The sequence below is a fragment of the Amycolatopsis sp. NPDC048633 genome (genome assembly GCF_040650695.1).
In the GTDB taxonomy this organism is placed as follows: domain Bacteria; phylum Actinomycetota; class Actinomycetes; order Mycobacteriales; family Pseudonocardiaceae; genus Amycolatopsis.
The window spans coordinates 1009169-1026955 of record NZ_JBEZHS010000001.1; the positions used below are offsets into that span (position 1 = coordinate 1009169).

The 17787-nt window shown below is 71.3% G+C and carries 19 protein-coding genes and 1 tRNA gene; 11 read left to right on the forward strand and 9 right to left on the reverse strand.

Features of this window, described 5'->3' with window-relative positions:
* Nucleotides 1-186 carry a tautomerase family protein gene (locus tag AB0C38_RS05105; protein WP_086859558.1) on the forward strand — a complete coding sequence of 62 codons (186 nt, stop codon included), beginning with the start codon at nt 1-3 and terminating at the stop codon, nt 184-186.
* A gap of 61 nt (nt 187-247) precedes the next feature.
* Here AB0C38_RS05105 and AB0C38_RS05110 read toward each other — a convergent pair whose 3' ends face one another.
* Nucleotides 248-2098 carry a prolyl oligopeptidase family serine peptidase gene (locus tag AB0C38_RS05110; protein WP_360666637.1) on the reverse strand — a complete coding sequence of 617 codons (1851 nt, stop codon included), beginning with the start codon at nt 2096-2098 and terminating at the stop codon, nt 248-250.
* Nucleotides 2099-2137: 39 nt separating this feature from the next.
* Between AB0C38_RS05110 and AB0C38_RS05115 the strand changes: the two genes are divergently transcribed.
* Nucleotides 2138-2902 carry a class I SAM-dependent methyltransferase gene (locus tag AB0C38_RS05115; RefSeq protein ID WP_360666640.1) on the forward strand — a complete coding sequence of 255 codons (765 nt, stop codon included), beginning with the start codon at nt 2138-2140 and terminating at the stop codon, nt 2900-2902.
* Nucleotides 2903-2950: 48 nt separating this feature from the next.
* Here the strand turns inward: AB0C38_RS05115 and AB0C38_RS05120 are convergent.
* Together AB0C38_RS05120 and AB0C38_RS05125 are read right to left on the reverse strand one after the other, a co-directional pair.
* Nucleotides 2951-3024 (reverse strand) — tRNA-Pro (locus AB0C38_RS05120).
* Between the two features lie 29 nt (nt 3025-3053).
* Nucleotides 3054-4034 (reverse strand): metallophosphoesterase, encoded by a 981-nt coding sequence (locus AB0C38_RS05125; RefSeq protein WP_360666643.1) that lies wholly within the window; start codon nt 4032-4034, stop codon nt 3054-3056.
* A 117-nt stretch (nt 4035-4151) separates the two neighbouring features.
* Here AB0C38_RS05125 and AB0C38_RS05130 point away from each other — a divergent pair, with 117 nt between their 5' ends.
* Nucleotides 4152-5954 (forward strand): protein kinase, encoded by a 1803-nt coding sequence (locus tag AB0C38_RS05130; RefSeq protein WP_360666646.1) that lies wholly within the window; start codon nt 4152-4154, stop codon nt 5952-5954.
* A gap of 51 nt (nt 5955-6005) precedes the next feature.
* On the opposite strand, the gene AB0C38_RS05135 is transcribed toward AB0C38_RS05130, so the two are convergent.
* A complete protein-coding gene (locus tag AB0C38_RS05135; protein ID WP_360666649.1) occupies nt 6006-8186 on the reverse strand; it encodes a transglycosylase domain-containing protein in 2181 nt (726 codons plus the stop codon).
* A 343-nt stretch (nt 8187-8529) separates the two neighbouring features.
* On the opposite strand from AB0C38_RS05135, the gene AB0C38_RS05140 reads away from it, so the two are divergent.
* Nucleotides 8530-8826, forward strand: coding sequence for a WhiB family transcriptional regulator (locus tag AB0C38_RS05140; RefSeq protein WP_360666652.1), 297 nt, complete (start codon nt 8530-8532; stop codon nt 8824-8826).
* 45 nt (nt 8827-8871) lie between these two features.
* Here AB0C38_RS05140 and AB0C38_RS05145 read toward each other — a convergent pair whose 3' ends face one another.
* From AB0C38_RS05145 to AB0C38_RS05155, 3 genes are read right to left on the reverse strand one after another with little or no spacing between them, the layout of a single operon-like run.
* Entirely contained in the window at nt 8872-9984 is a 1113-nt protein-coding gene (locus AB0C38_RS05145; RefSeq protein WP_360666655.1) for an ArsA family ATPase, read from the reverse strand.
* Nucleotides 9981-10988, reverse strand: coding sequence for an ArsA-related P-loop ATPase (locus tag AB0C38_RS05150; protein ID WP_360666657.1), 1008 nt, complete (start codon nt 10986-10988; stop codon nt 9981-9983). Before AB0C38_RS05150 ends, AB0C38_RS05145 begins: the two co-directional genes overlap by 4 nt.
* Before the next feature lie 21 nt (nt 10989-11009).
* Entirely contained in the window at nt 11010-11258 is a 249-nt protein-coding gene (locus AB0C38_RS05155) for a hypothetical protein (protein ID WP_360666660.1), read from the reverse strand.
* A gap of 104 nt (nt 11259-11362) precedes the next feature.
* Between AB0C38_RS05155 and AB0C38_RS05160 the strand changes: the two genes are divergently transcribed.
* From AB0C38_RS05160 to AB0C38_RS05190, 7 genes are all read left to right on the forward strand, one after another.
* The gene (locus AB0C38_RS05160) at nt 11363-11524 is read left to right on the forward strand and encodes a DUF4177 domain-containing protein (RefSeq protein WP_086679227.1); all 162 of its coding nucleotides are present in this window, start codon (nt 11363-11365) and stop codon (nt 11522-11524) included.
* Between the two features lie 4 nt (nt 11525-11528).
* Nucleotides 11529-11984 carry a RidA family protein gene (locus tag AB0C38_RS05165; protein WP_086840822.1) on the forward strand — a complete coding sequence of 152 codons (456 nt, stop codon included), beginning with the start codon at nt 11529-11531 and terminating at the stop codon, nt 11982-11984.
* Nucleotides 11984-12610, forward strand: coding sequence for a hypothetical protein (locus tag AB0C38_RS05170; RefSeq protein ID WP_360666663.1), 627 nt, complete (start codon nt 11984-11986; stop codon nt 12608-12610). Before AB0C38_RS05165 ends, AB0C38_RS05170 begins: the two co-directional genes overlap by 1 nt.
* A 36-nt stretch (nt 12611-12646) precedes the next feature.
* Complete coding sequence (locus AB0C38_RS05175; protein ID WP_360666666.1) at nt 12647-13798, forward strand: hypothetical protein; 1152 nt, start codon at nt 12647-12649, stop codon at nt 13796-13798.
* Between the two features lie 110 nt (nt 13799-13908).
* Entirely contained in the window at nt 13909-14727 is an 819-nt protein-coding gene (locus AB0C38_RS05180; protein ID WP_360666669.1) for an NUDIX hydrolase, read from the forward strand.
* Nucleotides 14724-15494: an MBL fold metallo-hydrolase gene (locus tag AB0C38_RS05185; protein WP_360666672.1), complete on the forward strand. Its 771-nt coding sequence runs from the start codon at nt 14724-14726 to the stop codon at nt 15492-15494. Before AB0C38_RS05180 ends, AB0C38_RS05185 begins: the two co-directional genes overlap by 4 nt.
* The gene (locus tag AB0C38_RS05190; RefSeq protein WP_360666675.1) at nt 15491-15742 is read left to right on the forward strand and encodes a glutaredoxin domain-containing protein; all 252 of its coding nucleotides are present in this window, start codon (nt 15491-15493) and stop codon (nt 15740-15742) included. The genes AB0C38_RS05185 and AB0C38_RS05190 overlap by 4 nt, the downstream gene beginning before the upstream one ends.
* On the opposite strand, the gene AB0C38_RS05195 is transcribed toward AB0C38_RS05190, so the two are convergent.
* The gene (locus AB0C38_RS05195) at nt 15723-16904 is read right to left on the reverse strand and encodes a carboxylesterase family protein (protein WP_360666678.1); all 1182 of its coding nucleotides are present in this window, start codon (nt 16902-16904) and stop codon (nt 15723-15725) included. The two genes, AB0C38_RS05190 and AB0C38_RS05195, sit on opposite strands and share 20 nt — an antisense overlap.
* Nucleotides 16901-17722 (reverse strand): VOC family protein, encoded by an 822-nt coding sequence (locus AB0C38_RS05200; RefSeq protein WP_360666681.1) that lies wholly within the window; start codon nt 17720-17722, stop codon nt 16901-16903. The genes AB0C38_RS05195 and AB0C38_RS05200 overlap by 4 nt, the downstream gene beginning before the upstream one ends.
* Nucleotides 17723-17787 lie beyond the last annotated feature (65 nt).

The following is a 17787-nucleotide window of genomic DNA, read 5'->3' on the forward strand; positions in this document are numbered from 1 at the left end:
ATGCCGATGATCAGCGTTGCCATGTTCCCCGGCCGCACGCCCGCCCAGAAGAGTGCCCTGGTCCGCGAGCTGACGGACGCGTTCGTCCGCACCTGCGGCGGCAAGCCCGAGGGTGTCCAGGTGACGCTCGTCGAGATCGGCGCGGACCACTGGGCGACCGGCGGGGTCCTGCACTCCGAACGCTGAAAGCCGTGAGGGGCACCTTCAGGGACATATAAGCCCTGAAGGTGCCCCTCAGGGCAAAAGGTCAGCGCAGGCCGAGGACCCGCTGGGCGAAGTTGACCTCGATCGACGTCTGCTTGATCGTCTCGGCGATCACCAGCGAACCGTGGCCGGCGTCGTAGCGGTAGAACTCGTGGTGCAGCTCGCGCCCGCTCAGCCGGTCGAGGTAGTTCTCGATCTGGCGGATCGGGCAGCGCGGGTCGTTGTCCCCCGCGAGCACGAGCACCGGCGCCGTCACGGCGTCGACGTACGTGATCGGTGAGCACTCCGAGTACACCGCGGGCACGTCCTCCGGCGAACCGCCGAAGAGCGCGCGGTCGAACGAGCGCAGCTGCTCCATCTCGTCCTCGTACGCGGCGACGTAGTCCGCCACCGGCACCCCGGCGACGGCCGCCGCCCACCGCGTCGGCTGGGTGCCGATCGCCAGCAACGACAGGTAACCGCCCCACGAAGCGCCGTTCACGACGCACTTGCCCGGGTCGCTGAGTCCACTTTGGACGGCCCAGTCGTGCACCGACGCGACGTCTTCCAGCTCGGTCAGGCCCGGCCGGCCCTCGATGGCGTCGCGCCAGGCCGAGCCGTAGCCGGTCGAGCCGCGGTAGTTGACCTCGACGACGGCGAACCCGGCGTCGAGCCAGGTCGCGCGGTAGGCGGAGAAGCGGTCCTCGTCGGCCGCGTGCGGGCCGCCGTGCAGCGAGAACACCGTGGGCAGCGGGCCCTCCGGCGCCCCGGACGGCCGCGAGACCAGCGCGTGGATCCGCCCGCCGACACCTTCGACGAACGCGTCGGTCACCGGCTCCGACCCCGGCGCGCGGTCGCCCGGTGGCTCGAGCAGCACGGAGTCGGCGCCGTCGACAGTCCGCGCGCGGACCGCGGCCGGCTCGGCGGCGCTGGACCACGAGTACTCGACGGTCCCGTCCGGACGGACCCCGGCGCCGCCGATGCGCCCAGCCGGAGTGTCTACAGAGGACAATTCGGCCGTGTCGAGGTCGTAGCGGTACAACGAGCTCCGGCCTTCGTGGAAGTGGACGACCAGCAGGGCGCGCGCGTCCGGGTACCAGCCGGCGACGACCTCGCCGGGCAGGTCGAGCTCGAGCTCCGTCTCGGTGTCGTCCCGGACGTCCCAGACGAGCAGCTCCTCGCGGCCCCGGCGTTCGTGCAGCACCAGCAGGCGCTGGTCGCCCGGCAGCGGGGAGAACTCGAGGGCGGTCAGGCCCTTGCCTTCGCCGTCCCACTTCTCGGCCACCGCGGCGAACCCGTTGGCCGCGATCACGCGCAACGCGGGGTGGCGCGAGTCGCCGTGCTCGGAGTGGGAGATCGCGATCAGGCTCTCGTCGCGGGAGAGCGACGCGATGCCGGCGTCGTCCGCGTGGCTGTAGAAGCGGTGCGTCTCGCCGTCGATCCGGGCGAACAGCTCGCTGCCGTCGTCGGTCGAGACGCCGAGCGTGATGATCCCGGCGCCGATCTCGAGGCCGGCCGGGTAGCCGTCGTGGACGTCCGGCACGGCCTTCTCGGGCTTGCTGCCCTCGGTCGCGGCGAAGGGCTCGCGCACCCAGGAGCCGAACTCGTCGCCGTCGGTGTCGTCGAACCACCAGATCCACTCGCCGTCCGGGGACGGCGCCGAGTGCAGGGTGCCGTTGGGCCGATCGGTGACGCGGCGGTGCTCGCCGGTCGCGCGGTTCCAGGCGTAGACCTCCCAGACACCGCTGGAGTTGGAGACGTAGAGGTTGGCGTCGGGGGCGTCGCGGGCCCAATCGGGCGTGGAGATGCGGGGGGCGTGGAAGCGGGCGCGCCAGCGGGCTTCGGCTTCGGCGTCGTCGAACAGCCGGTCCGGGACCACCGCGGGCGGGAATTGCTTGGCTGACTGCGTGCTCACCCCTCGATCCTGCCACCTTCTGGCCGTACTGTGTGCGGGGTGCTGGAGGGTTACGCGCCGGGCTACGGGCGAGACGCGGTTTCGATGATGTCCGCGCGCACGGCGGCGGAGCGCGCGACGTTCGCGCAGCCCCTGTTCAAGCCGGGCATGTGGGTGGTCGACCTGGGCTGCGGTCCGGGCTCGATCACCCTGGGGCTCGCCGCGGAGTCCCGGGTGACGGGGGTCGACCTCGACGCGGACCAGGTGGCCATGGCGCGCTCGCTGGCCCGCCGCGCTGGAAGGTCCACAGTGGACTTCCTGGTGGCGTCGGCGTACGACCTGCCGTTCGCCGACGCGAGTGTGGACGTGGCGTTCTCCCACGCGTTGTTCGAGCACCTGGCGGCGCCGCCGGCCGCGCTGGCGGAACTGCGCCGGGTGCTGAAGCCGGGCGGCAGACTTGCGCTGTCCACTTCGGACTGGAGCAAGGCCCGCGTGCGCCCGAAGACGGCGAACGTCGACGCGGCCCTGCGCGGCCACTACCTGCTGCGCCGCCAGGCGGGCGGCAACCCGTTCGCGGGCCGCGTGATCGCCGAACAATGTGCGACGGCGGGGTTCACGGAGGTCGTTTCGCACGCCCGCTACCGCGCGGACATGACGTACCGGGACCTGGCGAAGTACGTGCAGACCCGGTTGGAGGCGGCGGTCGCGGAGCCCGGCCGCGACCGCGACCAGCTGGCGAGCGCGGCCCGGTCGGCGTTGACCTGGGTCCGCAGCGGCGACGGCGACTTCAGCCAGTGCTGGGTCGAAGTGACGGCGACGCGCTGACCCCGGAAACCAGAAGAGCCGGTGTCCGAAGACACCGGCTCTTACTCGTCGGGGTGGCGGGATTCGAACCCACGACCTCCTCGACCCGAACGAGGCACGCTACCAAGCTGCGCCACACCCCGAGGTACTGCTTAACGGGTCGTGGAGAAGTCTAGCGGACGGTGTCTCGGGCTTTTCGGGGGGCCGACTTTCGCGGCTCCGCCGTCCCCGACCCACGCGGGACCAGCGTCAACAGGCTCGCCTCGGGCGGGCACGCGAATCGCGCCGGCGCCCACGGCGACGTCCCCAAGCCCGCCGAAACGTGCAGCCACATGTGCGCGCCCCAGCGCGAGGCGCCGCGGGCGCGGGTGCGATCCAGCTCACAGTTCGTGACCAGAGCGCCGTAACCCGGGAGCCGGAGCTGGCCGCCGTGCGTGTGGCCCGCCAGGACCAGGTCGTAACCGTCCGTGGCGAACGTGTCGAGCACCCGCGGCTCGGGCGAGTGCGTGACGCCGATGCGGACCGCCGCGCCGCTGTCGGCTGGGCCCGCGATGTCGGCGTAGCGGTCGCGGCGCAGGTGCGGGTCGTCGACGCCGGCCGCGAACACCGGCTGCCCGCCGACGTCGATCGTGCGGCGGACGTGCGTCAGGTCGGTCCAGCCGTGCTCGACGAACGCCGCGCGCAGGTCGCGCCACGGCAGCTGGACGCCGTGGATGCGCTTCTTCTTGCCCTTCGGCATCAGGTACCGGGCCGGGTTCTTGGGTTTCGGCGCGTAGTAGTCGTTGCTGCCGAAGACGAACACGCCCGGGCGGTCGAGCAGCGGGCCCAGCGCGCGCAGCACGGACGGGACCGCCTGCCGGTGCGACAGGTTGTCGCCGGTGTTGACGACGAGGTCGGGCTCGAGCTCGTCGAGCGCCGCGACCCAGCGCTGCTTGCTGAGGTGGCTCGGCAGCATGTGCAGGTCCGAAACGTGCAGGATGGTGAACGGCCGTGACCCGGGCGCCAGCACCGGGAGCTGGGCGGTGCGCAGGGTCCAGTGGCGCCGTTCGATGCCGACGGCGTAACCGAGGGTCGCGGCGCCGAGCGCCAGCGTCCCCGCGGCGAGGCGTGCCGCTTTCGCCCCCGACGTGGATTTGTTACTGAGCGTGCTCACGGAGTCCAGGATACGTGCTCAACAGTTGGATGACTTCGCCGCCGTTACGGGGAACCTTCCGCTTAGCATTTGCGTCGGCCCGACGACGGGTTTCCAACCGGGGGGTTGGGGAGAACGATGGAGCAGTTCGGGCCTTACCGGATCGAGGGCCTGCTCGGCCGAGGGGGCATGGGCGAGGTCCACCGCGCCTACGACACGGCGCACGACCGCGTCGTCGCGCTGAAGCTGTTGTCCGGGCCGAACGCGGGCGACGACGCCTTCCGCGCGCGGTTCCGCCGGGAGTCGCAGATCGTCGCGCGGCTGCGTGAGCCGCACGTGATCCCGATCCACGCGTACGGCGAAATCGACGGGCAGCTGTACCTCGACATGCGGCTCGTCGAGGGCAAGGACCTGAAGGAGCTGCTCGAGGACGGGCCGCTGACGCCCGAGCGGGCGCTGGGGATCGTCGAGCAGGTCGCGGGCGCCCTCGACGCCGCCCACGAGGACGGCCTGGTCCACCGCGACGTGAAGCCGTCCAACGTGCTCGTCACGAGCGCCGACTTCGTGTACCTCGTGGACTTCGGCATCGCGCGCTCGATGTCGGGCGAGGGCACGTCGATCACCGGCACCGGCAACGTGATCGGCACGCTCGACTACATGGCACCGGAGCGCTTCGGTGACGCGCCGATCACCGGGCTCGTCGACGTCTACGCGCTCGCGTGCGTCTTCTTCGAATGCCTGGCCGGCCGCCGCCCGTTCCCGGCGGAAGGGGCGGCCGCGCAGATGGGCGCGCACCTGAACGCGCCGCCGCCGGTGCTTTCGCAAGAGCGGCCGGGCCTGCCCGCGGCGCTGGACGCGGTGGTGGCGCGCGGGATGGCGAAGAGCCCGGCCGACCGGTACCCCACGGCGGCCGCGTTCGCCGACGCCGTCCGCGCGGCCCTGACCGCGCCGGCGCCGCCGATCCCGACGTGGCAGAAGACCCTGCCGGGCCCGGTGACCCCGCCGCGGCCCACCCTGGCCGCGCCGCCGCCCACCTTCTCCGGACCGATCCCGCAGCAGCACGCGGTGTCCGCGCCGACAACCCCGCCGCGGCCGATGCCGGCCGCGCCCTACGCGGGGCCGCCGACCGGCGCGTACCCGGGCCCGCCGAACGGGACGTACACCGGGCCGCCGACGGGACCGAAGCCGTTCACCGGACCGTCGGGCAAGCTCGCCCCGGTCGCGGGCGGGCCGGCGAAGTCCCAGCGGAACCGGTGGATCGCGCTGTGCGCCGTGCTCGCCGGGATCGTCGTGGTGGCGCTCGTGATCACGTACGTGGTGACCAAGGACGACAAGACGCAGACCGGCGCCCCGGGTCCGCTGACGCCGGTGACGGTCGACCCGCCGACGACGTCCGAGAAGACGACCACACCGCCACCGTCCACTTCGGAATCCAAGCCGGCCCACGACGAGAAGCTGTACGGCGCGCTTCCCGCCGTCTACAAGCAATACACGTGCGAAGACGCGGCGGTGCCGGCCGGCTCCGTCGCCGCTGTCGAGTGCGGGGACTCGAACGTCGGGGACGTCAAGGCGGGCAACGTGGTGTTCCCGCAGCCGACCGGGGCGAAGTTCCTGCGCTTCGCCGACGCGGCGGCGATGGACAAGTGGTTCCAGGACATCGTCAAGGCGCAGGGCCTGACCCGCAACGACGCCCAGGGCGCCTGCCGTCCGTTGAAGGTGCCGAAGATCTGGGGCACGTACTACCGCGCCGAAACCCGGGCGCCGGTCGCCGGCGACTACCTGACGTGCTTCCCCGGCGATCCCGCCCACCTGGTGTGGACGGACGCGAAGAAGCTCATGGGCGGGGTGCTGCTGTCCACGAAGGTCACGAACAACGACCAGCTGGACCAGCTGTACTACTGGTGGAACATGGAAATCCTGTCCGACATGCCCGGGAACTGAAAACGCGGGGTGCGGGAGCCGCGCTCCCACACCCCGCGTTTCAGTTGCCGGTCAGCGGGCGCCGCCACCCATGTACTGCGGATCCGGTTGCGGCAGTTCCATTCTCGGCTGGCTGGCGTCCATGATGTTCTTCATCGCGCCGAACCACGTCCTCGCCGGGGCCTTGCCGCCGAAGATGTTGCCGGTGGGGCACACCCGGACCGAGCCGGGCACGTTCCCGTCGCAGATACCGCCCTGGCCGCCGCCGAACTTGAACGTCATCGCCGCGCCCGCCAGCTGCGGGGTGCCGCCGACGAACGTCGCCGAGACGTTGCCCTGGGTCGTGCCCGTCTTGCCGATGATCGGGCGGTCCCACTTCACCGCGGCCGCCGCGCCGGCCGACGTGCCGCCCGGCTGGTCGTCCTTGCTCATGCCGACGGCCAGGGTGTTCGCCAGCCCCTCGGGCACCGCCTGCTCGCACGGGGCTTCCTTGATCGGCACCGGCGCGCCGTTGCGGTCGGTCACCCCGGCGATCGGCGTCGGCGGGCACCAGACGCCGCCCGACAGGATCGTCGCGGCGACGTTGCCCAGCTCCAGGCCGCTCAGCGGGGAGAAGCCGAGGGTGAACGCGCCGAAGCCGGGGCTGCGGCCGTTCGGACCGTACGCCTCCGCCTGGCTCGTGTTCTTGCCCGAGTCGTCGGACTTCGGGTCGACCGTGCCGCCGCCGATGTTGCTCGCCATCGTGTCGCGCATGCCCAGCCGCTTGGCCATGTCGATGCCCGGCGCCGTGCTGCCGAGCTGGTCCTCCAGCTCGACGAACGCAGTGTTCGGCGAGGTCGCGAGCGCCGTCTGCAGGGTCGCACCCTGAGCGATCCGGCTGTAGTCGCCGGCGTTGCCGACGCAGTACCACTTCGAGTTCAGCGGTGGCCCGGTCGGCGGGCAGCTCTTGCCACCACCGGTGAACACGCGCGAGGTGTAGGAGTCAGGCACGAGGACCGGCGAATAGATCCCGGCCACACCCTTTTCGAGCGCCGCGGCCGAGGTGAAGATCTTGTACGTCGACCCCGCGCCACCGGTGTTGTAGACGCCGGTGGGCAACGCGTACGTCGTCTGGCCTTCGTCCTGGTTCTGGCCGTAGTCGCGGTTCGCGGCCAGCGCGACCACCTCGTGCCGGTTCTTGCCCGGTCTGATCAAGGACAGCGTGTTGGCGACGTACGGCTGGGTCTTCTTCACCTGCGTCTCGGCCGAGACCTTCGCCTCGTGGTTGGCGCGCTCGTCCAGCGTCGTCTTGATGGTGTAGCCGCCGGTGTAGAGCTGGTCCTTCGTCATCCCGCCGGCCTTGAGCAGGTAGTCCTCGACGTACTGGCAGAAGAACCCGGACTCCGGGCCCGCGCCGATGCAGTTGGCCGCCGGCTTGGCCGGGAAGTCCGGCACGACGCCCAGCGGCTCGCCCTTGAAGCGGTCGGCGTCGGCCTTGGCCAGCTTCTTGTTCTCCACCATGCGGTCGAGGACGAGGTTGCGGCGCGCGGTCGCCTTGTCGGCGTGCTTCCACGGGTCGTTGTTGATCGGGTTGTTCACCAGCCCGGCCAGCAGTGCGGCCTGCGGCACGGTCAGCTTCTCCGGCGTCGTGTCGAAGTACGCGTGCGCGGCGGCGCCGATCCCGTAGATCTGCCGGGAGAACTCGACGATGTTGAGGTAGCCGGCGAGGATCTGCTGCTTGGTCAGCTTCGTCTCGAGCTGGATCGCGATCCGCGCTTCCTTCAGCTTGCGGGCGATCGACTGCTCCTGGGCCTTCTTCTGGCCCACCTGGTCGGTCCGGTAGACGACGTTGATCAGGTAGTTCTTGACGTACTGCTGGGTCAGCGTCGAGGCGCCCTGGGTGTCGGCGCCCGTGGTGTTGCTGACGGCCGCGCGCAGCGTGCCCTGCCAGTCGACGCCGTGGTGGTCGTAGAACCGCTTGTCTTCGACCGAGACGAGCGCCCACTTCATGGCCTCGTTGATCTGGTTCTCGTTGACCGGCAGCCGGTACTGGTCGTACAGGGTCGCGATCGGCTTCCCGGTGCTGTCGGTGACCGTCGTGACCAGCGGCGGCGGGATGTCGGCGAGGTCGGACGACGTCTTCTCCACCGTCTCGCTGGCCTGGTTGGACATGACACCGGCCGCCCCCACGACCGGGAAGAGCATGCCGGCGACGAGCACCCCCGCGAGCAGACAGAGGCCGATGAGCTTGAACAAACCATCCGCTTTTCGCACGAGGGCCAGGCTACCCGGAGTGAGTCAGGCGCCGGTGACGCCGTGTCTCCGGAGGTGTGAATTCAGTGACAAAACCGACCCCCTTCGGTGACAACTGGTAACGGAAGGCATCCTAGGTCTCGACGGGGGGAACCGAGGGCCCCTACAGTCCGTCAACGTCTCACGAAGACAAGCCGTCGGATGGATCAACGCGGGTGGGAGCTCGCTTGGTCCGAACGGCGGCACCTGGCACCGGGGAGGTGCCCGGAACCGACGTGAGCAGAGGGAGACACGCTCGCGGGGGCAAGGAGCGCAGTGCCTTTCCCCGCTGGTGCGTCGATCACCAGGGTAGGGAGCTGGGGGTATGGAAACCAACCAGTCGAGCTGGCGAATGAACGCGTCCTGCCGGGACGCCGACCCGGACGGCCTGTTCGTCCGGGGCGCGGAGCAGAACCGGGCCAAAGCGGTCTGCATGGGCTGCCCGGTCCGGACGGAATGCCTCGCCGAAGCACTCGACGGCCGGATCAACTTCGGTGTCTGGGGAGGCATGACCGAACGGGAGCGGCGGGCGTTGCTGCGCCGCCGTCCCGACGTGCTGAGCTGGGCGGAGTTGCTGGAAGCGGCCAAGCGCGACGCGCTGGAGCGGGTCGAAGTCGGTTGAGCGGACGCGGGCGGCGCGGCCCTGCCGGCGCGCCGCCCGTGCCGCTCAGCCGGCGAGCTTCACGCCGATGTCGCGCAGACCTTCCAGGTCGTGCACGTCACCGGCCAGCGCGGGCACCCGGGCCAACGCCACCTCGGGGTGCGCCCGGGTGAACCGCGCCAGCAGCCGCTCTTCGCGGGCCGCCAGGTCGACGCGGTCCGCGTGCAGCCGCAGCACCGCTTCGGCCAGGGGTGCGCCCTGCAGGGAATCCGCCGCCGTGCGCGCTTCCGAACCGGACAGCTTGGCCAGCACCGGGTGCGTGCGGTTCGCGATCAGCCCGGCCAGCGGCATCGACTCCGACGACAGCCGCTCCACGAAGTAGGACGCCTCACGCAGCGCGTCCGGCTCCGGCGCGGCCACGACCAGGAACGACGTCCCGGACGAGCGCAGCAGCTCGGCCGTCTTGCGGGCGCGCTCGCGGAAGCCGCCGAACATGCTGTCGAACGCCTGCATGAACGCCGACGCGTCGGTCAGCAGCTGGCCGCCGATGATCGTCGACACGGCCTTGGCGAACATCGAGAACCCCGCGTTGACGACCTTGCGCAGTCCCCAGCCGCCGGCCTTCGCCGGGCCGGTCAGCAGCCGGATCATCCGGCCGTCCAAAGCGGACGACAGCCGGGTCGGCGCGTCGAGGAAGTCCAACGCGGACCGGCTCGGCGGGGTGTCGACGATGATCAGGTCCCAGTCGCCGGAAGCCGCGAGCTGGCCCAGCTTCTCCATCGCCATGTACTCCTGCGTGCCGGAGAACGACGTGGAAATGGTCTGGTAGAAGGGGTTCTGCAGCAGCTGCTCGGCGCGTTCCGGGCCGGCGTGCACGCGCACCATGTCGTCGAACGTGCGGCGCATGTCGAGCATCATCGCCCACAGCTCACCCTTGGGCTCGAACCCTTCGACCCGCACCTGCTTCGGGTGGTTGCCCAGCTCGCGCAGCCCGAGCGCCTGCGCCAGCCGCCGCGCGGGGTCGATCGTCAGCACGACGGTCTGGCGGCCGCGCTCGGCCGCGCGCAGGGCCAGCGCCGCGGCCGTGGTCGTCTTGCCGACGCCGCCGGAGCCGCAGCAGACGATGACGCGGCTCTCCGGGTCGTCGATCAGCGCGTCGATGTCGATGGTGGTGGTCACAACCGCACCCCCTGGTCGGTCAAGGCCTCGGCCAGGTCGTAGAGGGCCGCGACGTCGACGCCGTCGGTCAGGTCCGGTAGTTCCAGGGTCGGCAGGTCGGCCTCGGCGAGCTGCTCGCGCGCCCGCTGCTCGGCCGCGACCCGCACCGCGTGCTCGACGGTCTCCTCGACCAGCGCCTCCAGGGTGGCGTCCGGCAGCTTCAGTCCGGCCGACGCGAGCCCGGAGCGCACGCGGGAGGCGTCGACGCGGCCGTCCGCGGCGGCGGTCACCGACCGGGCGGGCAGCCGCGGCGGCCGGACCCGGTTCACGAGCACCGCGCCCGGGCGCAGGTCGGCGCCGTCCAGCTCGGCCACGGCCTCGACGGTCTCGCGGACCGGCATCTCCTCCAGCAGCGTGGCGATGTGGATCACGGTCTCGCCGGAGTGCAGCAGCCGCACGACGCCCTCGGCCTGGCCGCGGATCGGGCCGGTCTTCGCGAGGTCGGTCAGTGCCTTGGTGACGTCCAGGAACTTGACGACCCGGCCGGTCGGCGGCGAGTCGACGACGACGGCGTCGTAGGTGTGCCGCCCGTCGGACTCGGTGCGGCCGACGCACTCCTTGATCTTCCCGGTGAGCAGGACGTCCCTCAGCCCCGGCGCGAGCGTGGTCGCGAACTCGATCGCGCCCATCCGCCGCAGCGTCCGGCCGGCGAAGCCGAGGTTGTAGAACATCTCGAAGTACTCGAGCAGCGCGGCTTCGACGTCGATGTGCAGCGCGCGCAGCTCGCCCCCGCCGGGGACGGCGGCGATGCGCTGCTCGGCGTAGGGCAGCGGCTCGGTGTCGAAGAGCTGGGCGAGGCCCTGGCGGCCCTCGACCTCGATGAGCAGCACGCGCCGGCCTTCGCGGGCGAGCGCGAGCCCGAGCGCCGCGGCGAGCGTCGTCTTGCCGGTCCCGCCCTTGCCGGTGACGAAGTGCAGCCGGGCGCGGGCAAGCTCGTCGGTCCAGCCGGCATGGGAGGTGGTCACTTCTTCACCCTAAATCAGCGCTCAGCTGGCCAGCAGCATGACGCTGACCGCACCGGCGACCGCCGCGACCAGTACCCAGGTGACGAGCCCGGGCAGCACGGTGAGCATGAGCACACCGAGGACGACCAGCAGCGTGAAAGTGATCACCCCGCCGACGGCGACCTGGCCGGAGTTCTGCGTCCGGTCGCGCACCTTCGCCATCACGACGAGCACCAGGGGCAGCCCGGCCACCGCGAGCAGCACCGTCGCGATCACGCGCCACGTCTCCACGGGGCAACGCTAGCGGCGTGAGATGAACCACACCACGGCGCGTCGTCCCCGGATTTCCGGCGGCGGCCCCCGGCGGTCTTGCCCGCTTGGCTACGCTCCCGGTCATGAGCGCCACCAAGTGGGAGTACGCGACCGTCCCTCTGCTGATCCACGCCACGAAGCAGATCCTCGACCAGTGGGGCGAGGACGGCTGGGAGCTGGTCACGGTGCTGCCGAACCCGACGGGCGAGCAGCACGTCGCGTACCTCAAGCGTCCGAAGGGCTGATCCCGTGAGCTGGAGCGAACGGCTGAAGGAGCTCGGCATCGAGCTGCCCGGCGTGGCCGCCCCGCTGGCCGCCTACGTGCCCGCCGTCCAGAGCGGGAAGCACGTCTACACCTCCGGCCAGCTGCCCTTCGTCGACGGCGTCCTCGCCGCGACCGGCAAGGTCGGTGCGGAGATCAGTCCCGAAGAGGCGAAGGGCCACGCCCGCACGTCGGCGCTCAACGCGCTCGCGGCCGTGCACGCACTGGTGGGCATTGACAACGTCGCGCGGATCGTCAAGGTTGTCGGCTTCGTGGCTTCCGCGGAGGGCTTCACCGGCCAGCCCGCGGTCGTCAACGGCGCGTCCGAGCTGCTCGGCGAGGTCTTCGGGGACGCGGGCATCCACGCCCGCTCGGCCGTCGGCGTCGCGGAGCTGCCCATCGGCTCGCCGGTGGAGGTCGAACTGATCGTGGAGGTGCAGTGATGGATCCGGACATCGAGCAGTCCACCCACGAGCTGCTGCTCCGGCTGGCCGGGCGGCTGCCCGACCAGCTGCTGTGGCGGTTCCGCGACTGGCTCGGCGAGGGCGCCATGGGCACCCTCGCCCGGACCCTGCCGAGGTCTTTGCTTAAGCACAGGATTGACCTCGACCAGACGGAGTACCGGCTGCTCGTGGCCGGGCTCATCCCGCACGGCGCCGACTGGCACCAGGTCAGTTCGACGCTGGGGGTAGACGACGTCACCGAGAACCGGTACACATTCACGTCGAGTGCGCCCGAATGGGTTAACTCGGTCGACTCCGTGTCCGTGTTGATCCACGCAACGTTGCGGGGACGCCCGGACGTGGGGGAAGTGCGGCAGAGCTGGCGACACGTCGGTGTGGTCGGACAGGGCACGGCCAAGCGCGTCCTGCTGATCACCGCGCTGAGCGGTCTGCCGAGGTTGACCGGCGAACTGCAGCGGGTGCTGCGCGTTCTGGGCGACGAAGAGCCCAGCGTCGAGGTCATCCCGCCGCGCTTCGACCTGCCGGGTTACCACCGGGCCGCGCTGGCCGACTCAGAGCTGGTCTGCGTGGGCGCGGTGACGGGGAACCGGCTAGTAGCCGCATAACGCTCGCCCGCCAGCGAGCTGGGAGGGAGCAAGGCAATGGTGGAGGTCCACGACGGCCCGCCCATGGACGGGTTCTCGGTGCCACTGCGCCTGCACAACCTGTTACTGGCCCTGGCGGGCCGGATCGACGACAGCGCGCTCACCGAGGCGCGTGAGCTGATCGCCCGGGCGCACATCGACGAGGCGGTCGAGCTGACCACCGGCACGCTCATCGCGGGCCGGATCCCGGTCAGCTCCGCCGAGCAGCGCGAGCTCGCGCTGGTGCTCGAGATGAGCCGGTCGGACGCGACGCTGGCGAACGACCTGCTGGTCGACGAGGCCGAGCAGGTCAGCACGCACCGGTTCAGCGGCGAGAACTCCCCGGAGTTCGGCATCGCCGAGGCGCTCGACCGGACCCTGCAGGTGCTGCCGGACGTCCGTTCGGTGCACGCGGTGTGGCGCAACACCCCGGCCGGCAGCGTGCCGGGCGCGCTGCCGCAGCGCGTGGTGCTCGTGGAGCTGGGGCCGGAGGGCAACCCGCCGGCTGTCGCGTTCCGCGTCGACACGGCGCTGCGCCGGGCCGGGATCCACTCCGTCGTCGAGGTCAGCGGACCCGGCGTCGCGCACTCCGAGTACCACCAGGCCGCTTCGGCGGCCGCGTCGCCGGCCTGGGTGACCGGGAGCACGACGTCGACCGCGTCGGTGTACCGGCCGGAGCCGGCCAAGCCGCCGGTCTCGGTGGCGCCGGAACCGGTCGCGGAGTCGTCGGGCAGCCGGCACAGCATGCGCTCCAGCACCACGACGACGACCTCGCCGGAGCCCGTCGCCCCGGTGGTGCCGATCGTGTCGCCGCCGCCCGCCCCGGAGCCGCCTCGCCAGTCGCGGTCGGAGCGGTCGTCCGAGCGGGCCGAGTCGCGGGCGGAGCGCACGGCCGACCTGACCCCGGCCGAGGTCGCGCAGCTGCGGCAGGCGCTGGCCGAGGACCCGGAGAAGGGCCGCGAGATCGCCGCGGGCAAGCCGTCGATGCACGAGGTCGTCGAGCTGCCGGCGCTGGACCTGGACGACCCGAGCCTGAGCGAGCGCGACCGGGCGCTGCTGCGTGAGCTGCACGCCGAGCTGGCCGAGCGCGAGCGCGCGGAGGCGGCGAAGATGCGGCTCAACGGCGCTTCCCGCTCCGGCGGCGACCAGCGCGGCTGGACCGCTCCTTAGTCCTCCTCTCGAGAAAAGGCGGTGCTTCCTCCGGGAGGCACCGCCTTTTCACTGTCTGAGACGCCACAACTGCGCGACGGGACGTCGGGGTCCGGAGGTATGTTTCCCGGGTGGAGCAGTCAACGGAGTTCGTCTTCGACATCCCGGTAGGAGCCGGCGTCGCGACGCGGGCCAACGCCGACGGCCCGCCGGCGACGCCGAAGGACGCGGCCACCGTGATCCTGGTCCGGGACGGCGCCGACGGCGTCGAAATCTTCCTGCAGCACCGGGTCAAGGGCATGCCGTTCGCGGGCGGGATGACCGTCTTCCCGGGCGGCGGGGTCGACAAGCGCGACGCCGACGCTTCGGTCGCGTGGGCCGGCCCGGAGCCGTCGTGGTGGGCTTCGCGCTTCACCTGTGACGATGCCCTCGCCCGCGCGCTGACCTGCGCGGCCGTGCGCGAGACGTTCGAGGAGTCCGGCGTGCTGCTCGCGGGCAGCGCGGACGCGGTCCTCACCGACGTCACGCCGTACGCGGCCGCCCGCAAAGCCCTCGAGACGCGCGAGGTCTCGCTCGCCGGGTTCCTCGCCGACGCGGGGCTGACGCTGCGGGCCGACCTGCTGCGCCCGTGGGCGCACTGGATCACGCCCGAGGAGGAGCCGCGCCGGTACGACACCCGGTTCTACGTCGCGAAGCTGCCGGAAGGCCAGCAGGCCGACGGCGCGACGTCGGAGGCGTCCAGCTCCGGCTGGCAGCGCCCGGAGGACGCGATCGCCGACGCGCGCGAAGGCCGCCGGATGCTCATGCCACCGACCTGGCTGACGCTGAGCGAACTGGCCGAGTTCGCCACGGCCGACGACGTCCTGAGCGCGCCGCGCGAGATCGTCCGGATCGCGCCGATGCTCATCCGCGAGGGCGACCACGTCCGCGTAGTGCTGGAGAAGCGATGACCGCCCCCGCGTACGGCGTGCTGCGCCAGGTGACCGGGACGGCGTCGGTGCTGCTGGAGAACAACCCGTCGTCGATGACGCTCGAAGGCACCAACAGCTGGGTGCTGCGGGCGACGCCGGACACCCCGGCCGTCGTCGTCGACCCGGGGTACCGCGACCTCGAGCACCTCGAGCTGCTGGCCGGGGTGGGCGAGGTCGAACTGGTCCTGCTGACGCACTTCCACCCCGACCACGCCGAGGGCGCGCCGTGGTTCGCCGAGCGCGTCGGCGCGCCGGTGCGGGCCTTCGACCCTTCGCTGTGCCTCGACGCGTCGTCCTTTGTGGATGGTGAAGTCGTCTCGGCCGGTGGTCTCTCGATCCGCGTGCTGCACACGCCCGGGCACACCGGCGACTCGGTGTCGCTGGTGCTCGACGGCCAGGTGCTGACCGGCGACACCATCCTCGGGCGCGGCACCACGGTGCTGCACGACCTCGGTGACTACCTGCGCTCGCTGCGGAAGCTGATCGAGCTCCCGGCGGGCACGCTCGGGCTGCCCGGCCACGGTCCGGAGCTCCTCGATCTGCCCGCGACCGCCCGCGAGTACCTTGCCCACCGGGAACAGCGGCTGGACCAAGTGCGTTCGGCTCTGAAGACGCTCGGTGCGGACGCCACCCCGCGCCAGGTCGTCGAGGTCGTGTACGCCGACGTCGACCGGGCGCTGTGGGCGCCGGCCGAACTGAGCGTGCAGGCGCAGCTGGACTACTTGCGGTCGGAGGACCAGGGATGAGCAACGTCGAGGTCGAGTTCTACTGGCGGCCGGGGTGCGGGTTCTGCGCCGCGCTGGACCGGCCGATGTCGAAGAGCGGCTTCACAATCCGGAAGCTGAACATCTGGGAGGACCCGGACGCGGCCGCGCGCGTGCGCGAGGTCGCGAACGGGAACGAGACGGTCCCGACCGTGATCGTCGGGTCGACCGCCATGGTCAACCCCTCCTTCGCCGAGGTCGAGGCCGCCGTCAAGGCCGCATCGGCCTGAGCCCTTCCCAGTCCGCGCTGGGCCGCTTTCCGTGCAGGAAGGCGGCCCAGACTTCGCGCAGCCCGCGTTCGTCTTCGAGACCCTTGGGCGCGCCTTCGAGCATCGGCGCGTCCCAGCCGTCGTGGGTTCCGAAGAGGAACGGGATGTCGATGCAGTGGCACGCCTTGAACGGGTTGCCGGGCGCGTGCCAGTCGATGCGGTAGACGACGGCGTCGAGCTTCTCGGCCAGCCTGTCGCTGACGAAGAAGCTGTTCGCGGCGTCGACTGTTTCTTGCGGCGCGTCGGGGGCGAAGGCGCGTAGCTCGTCTTTCGTCGAGCTGATCAGCGCCGGGCCTTCCGGTGCGCTCTCGATGAGGTCGTCCGCGACGAGATCGCCGTCGGCGACCAGCTGGAACGGCGGTTCCAGCGAGCCGGGTCTCGCGGTCTTGGCCGCGACCCTGAGTTGAGCTTCGAGGAGCTTCCCGGTTGGTGCCGTGCGAATGTCTTCGCCGAGCTCTTCTTGTAGCAGCAGGGCGTTCTGGTTTGCTTCGTCCCAGGTGGACGGTCGCATGCCGAGGGGTGCGCTCTGCAGGGCGATCCGCTTGATGAGCCCCCTGGCGCGCGGTGCCGACCACAGGGCGAGCGTCGACTGCGCGCCGGCCGACTGCCCGCCGAGGGTGATGTCGGCCGGGTTGCCGCCGAACGCGGCGATGGTGTCGCGCACCCATTCGAGGGCGGCGAGCTGGTCGGCGATGCCGAGGTTGGGCGGAACACCGTCCAGGGCGAGGAAGCCGAGCGCGCCGAGGCGGTAGTTGAGCGTCACGACGACGGCGTCGGCCTCGCGGGCCAGGCGCGTGCCCGCGTACCAGTCCTGGCCGCCCGAGCCACTGGAGAACCCGCCGCCGTGGATCCACACCAGCACCGGGCGGCTCCCGGTGGTCGACGGCGTGAAGACGTTGAGCGACAGGCAGTCCTCGCTCTGCGGCAGGGGCATCCGGCCCAGGGCGTGCTCCAGGCGTGACGGCGGTTGCGGCGCCGCGGGCCCGGGCTCGAGTGCGTCCCGGACGTCGTTCCACGGCTTCGGCTTCACCGGGCGTTCCAGGCGTTTCGCGGTGGCGTAAGGGATTCCGTAGAAGGCACCGTCCGTTCCGCGGACCCGGCCGGCGGCGGTTTCGACGATCATCGTGCCTCCTGGAAGTACACCGCGGCGCCGTGGGCGTCCTCGGCGCGGACGAAGAACCCGCGGTGGTGCGTGGTCGTCGGGACGTGGTCCTCGACCAGCTTCCGCGCTTTCGCCAGATCCGCAACCACGACGCCGTGGGCGGCGAAGTACGGCAGGTCTTTCGCGGTTTCCCCCGGCAGGAGGGTGTCGAGGTCGCTCGCTCCGGCGATGTCGACCAGCTGCTGGCCGTTGGTGATCACGTCGTAGCGCTTGCGGTAGGCGCCGACTTCGTCGTCGGGGACGATCAGGACGATCCCGGCGATTCCGCGGGCGCCGTTGGGGTGGTCGAGGTAGCGCGGCTGATGGACGTACTCCGGGGTGAGGTGCTCGGCGGTGTGGAGGATGCCCTCGGGCGTCCGGTCCCGGCTGATGTGGACGCTGCGGAAGCGTGCGGTGCGGGTGCCTTCGGGCAGCTCGACGTCGCGTTGCAGCTTCAGCACCCCCGAGGCCGAGAGGCCGGCTTCGCTGAGCCTTTTCGACGCCTCTTCGGAGTCGTCGACGCCGAAGGAGCAGCCGTGGAGGCCGTCGCCGCGGGCGTCCAGGATGGGCAGCACGTGCCAGGGGTCGCCGGCGGCTTCGTCGACGATGCCGATGAACTCGAGGAACGAGTCGCCGAAGTAGGCGCAGCGGTTGGCGGTGCAGCTCGGGACCGGCTCGGTGGTGTCGGTGGCGGCGGCGAAGTGCCGCGACGGCGGGCTGAGCGTGAAGCCGAGTTGTTCGTAGCGCAGCCAGGTTTCTTCGTAGTCCCTGGTCAGGAAGACGGTGTGGTCGATGTTCATGCGTCCAGGGTGGCTCCCGGCGGCACTTTCTTCCGCCTGCTCGCGGATTGTGCCCGGAATCCGAC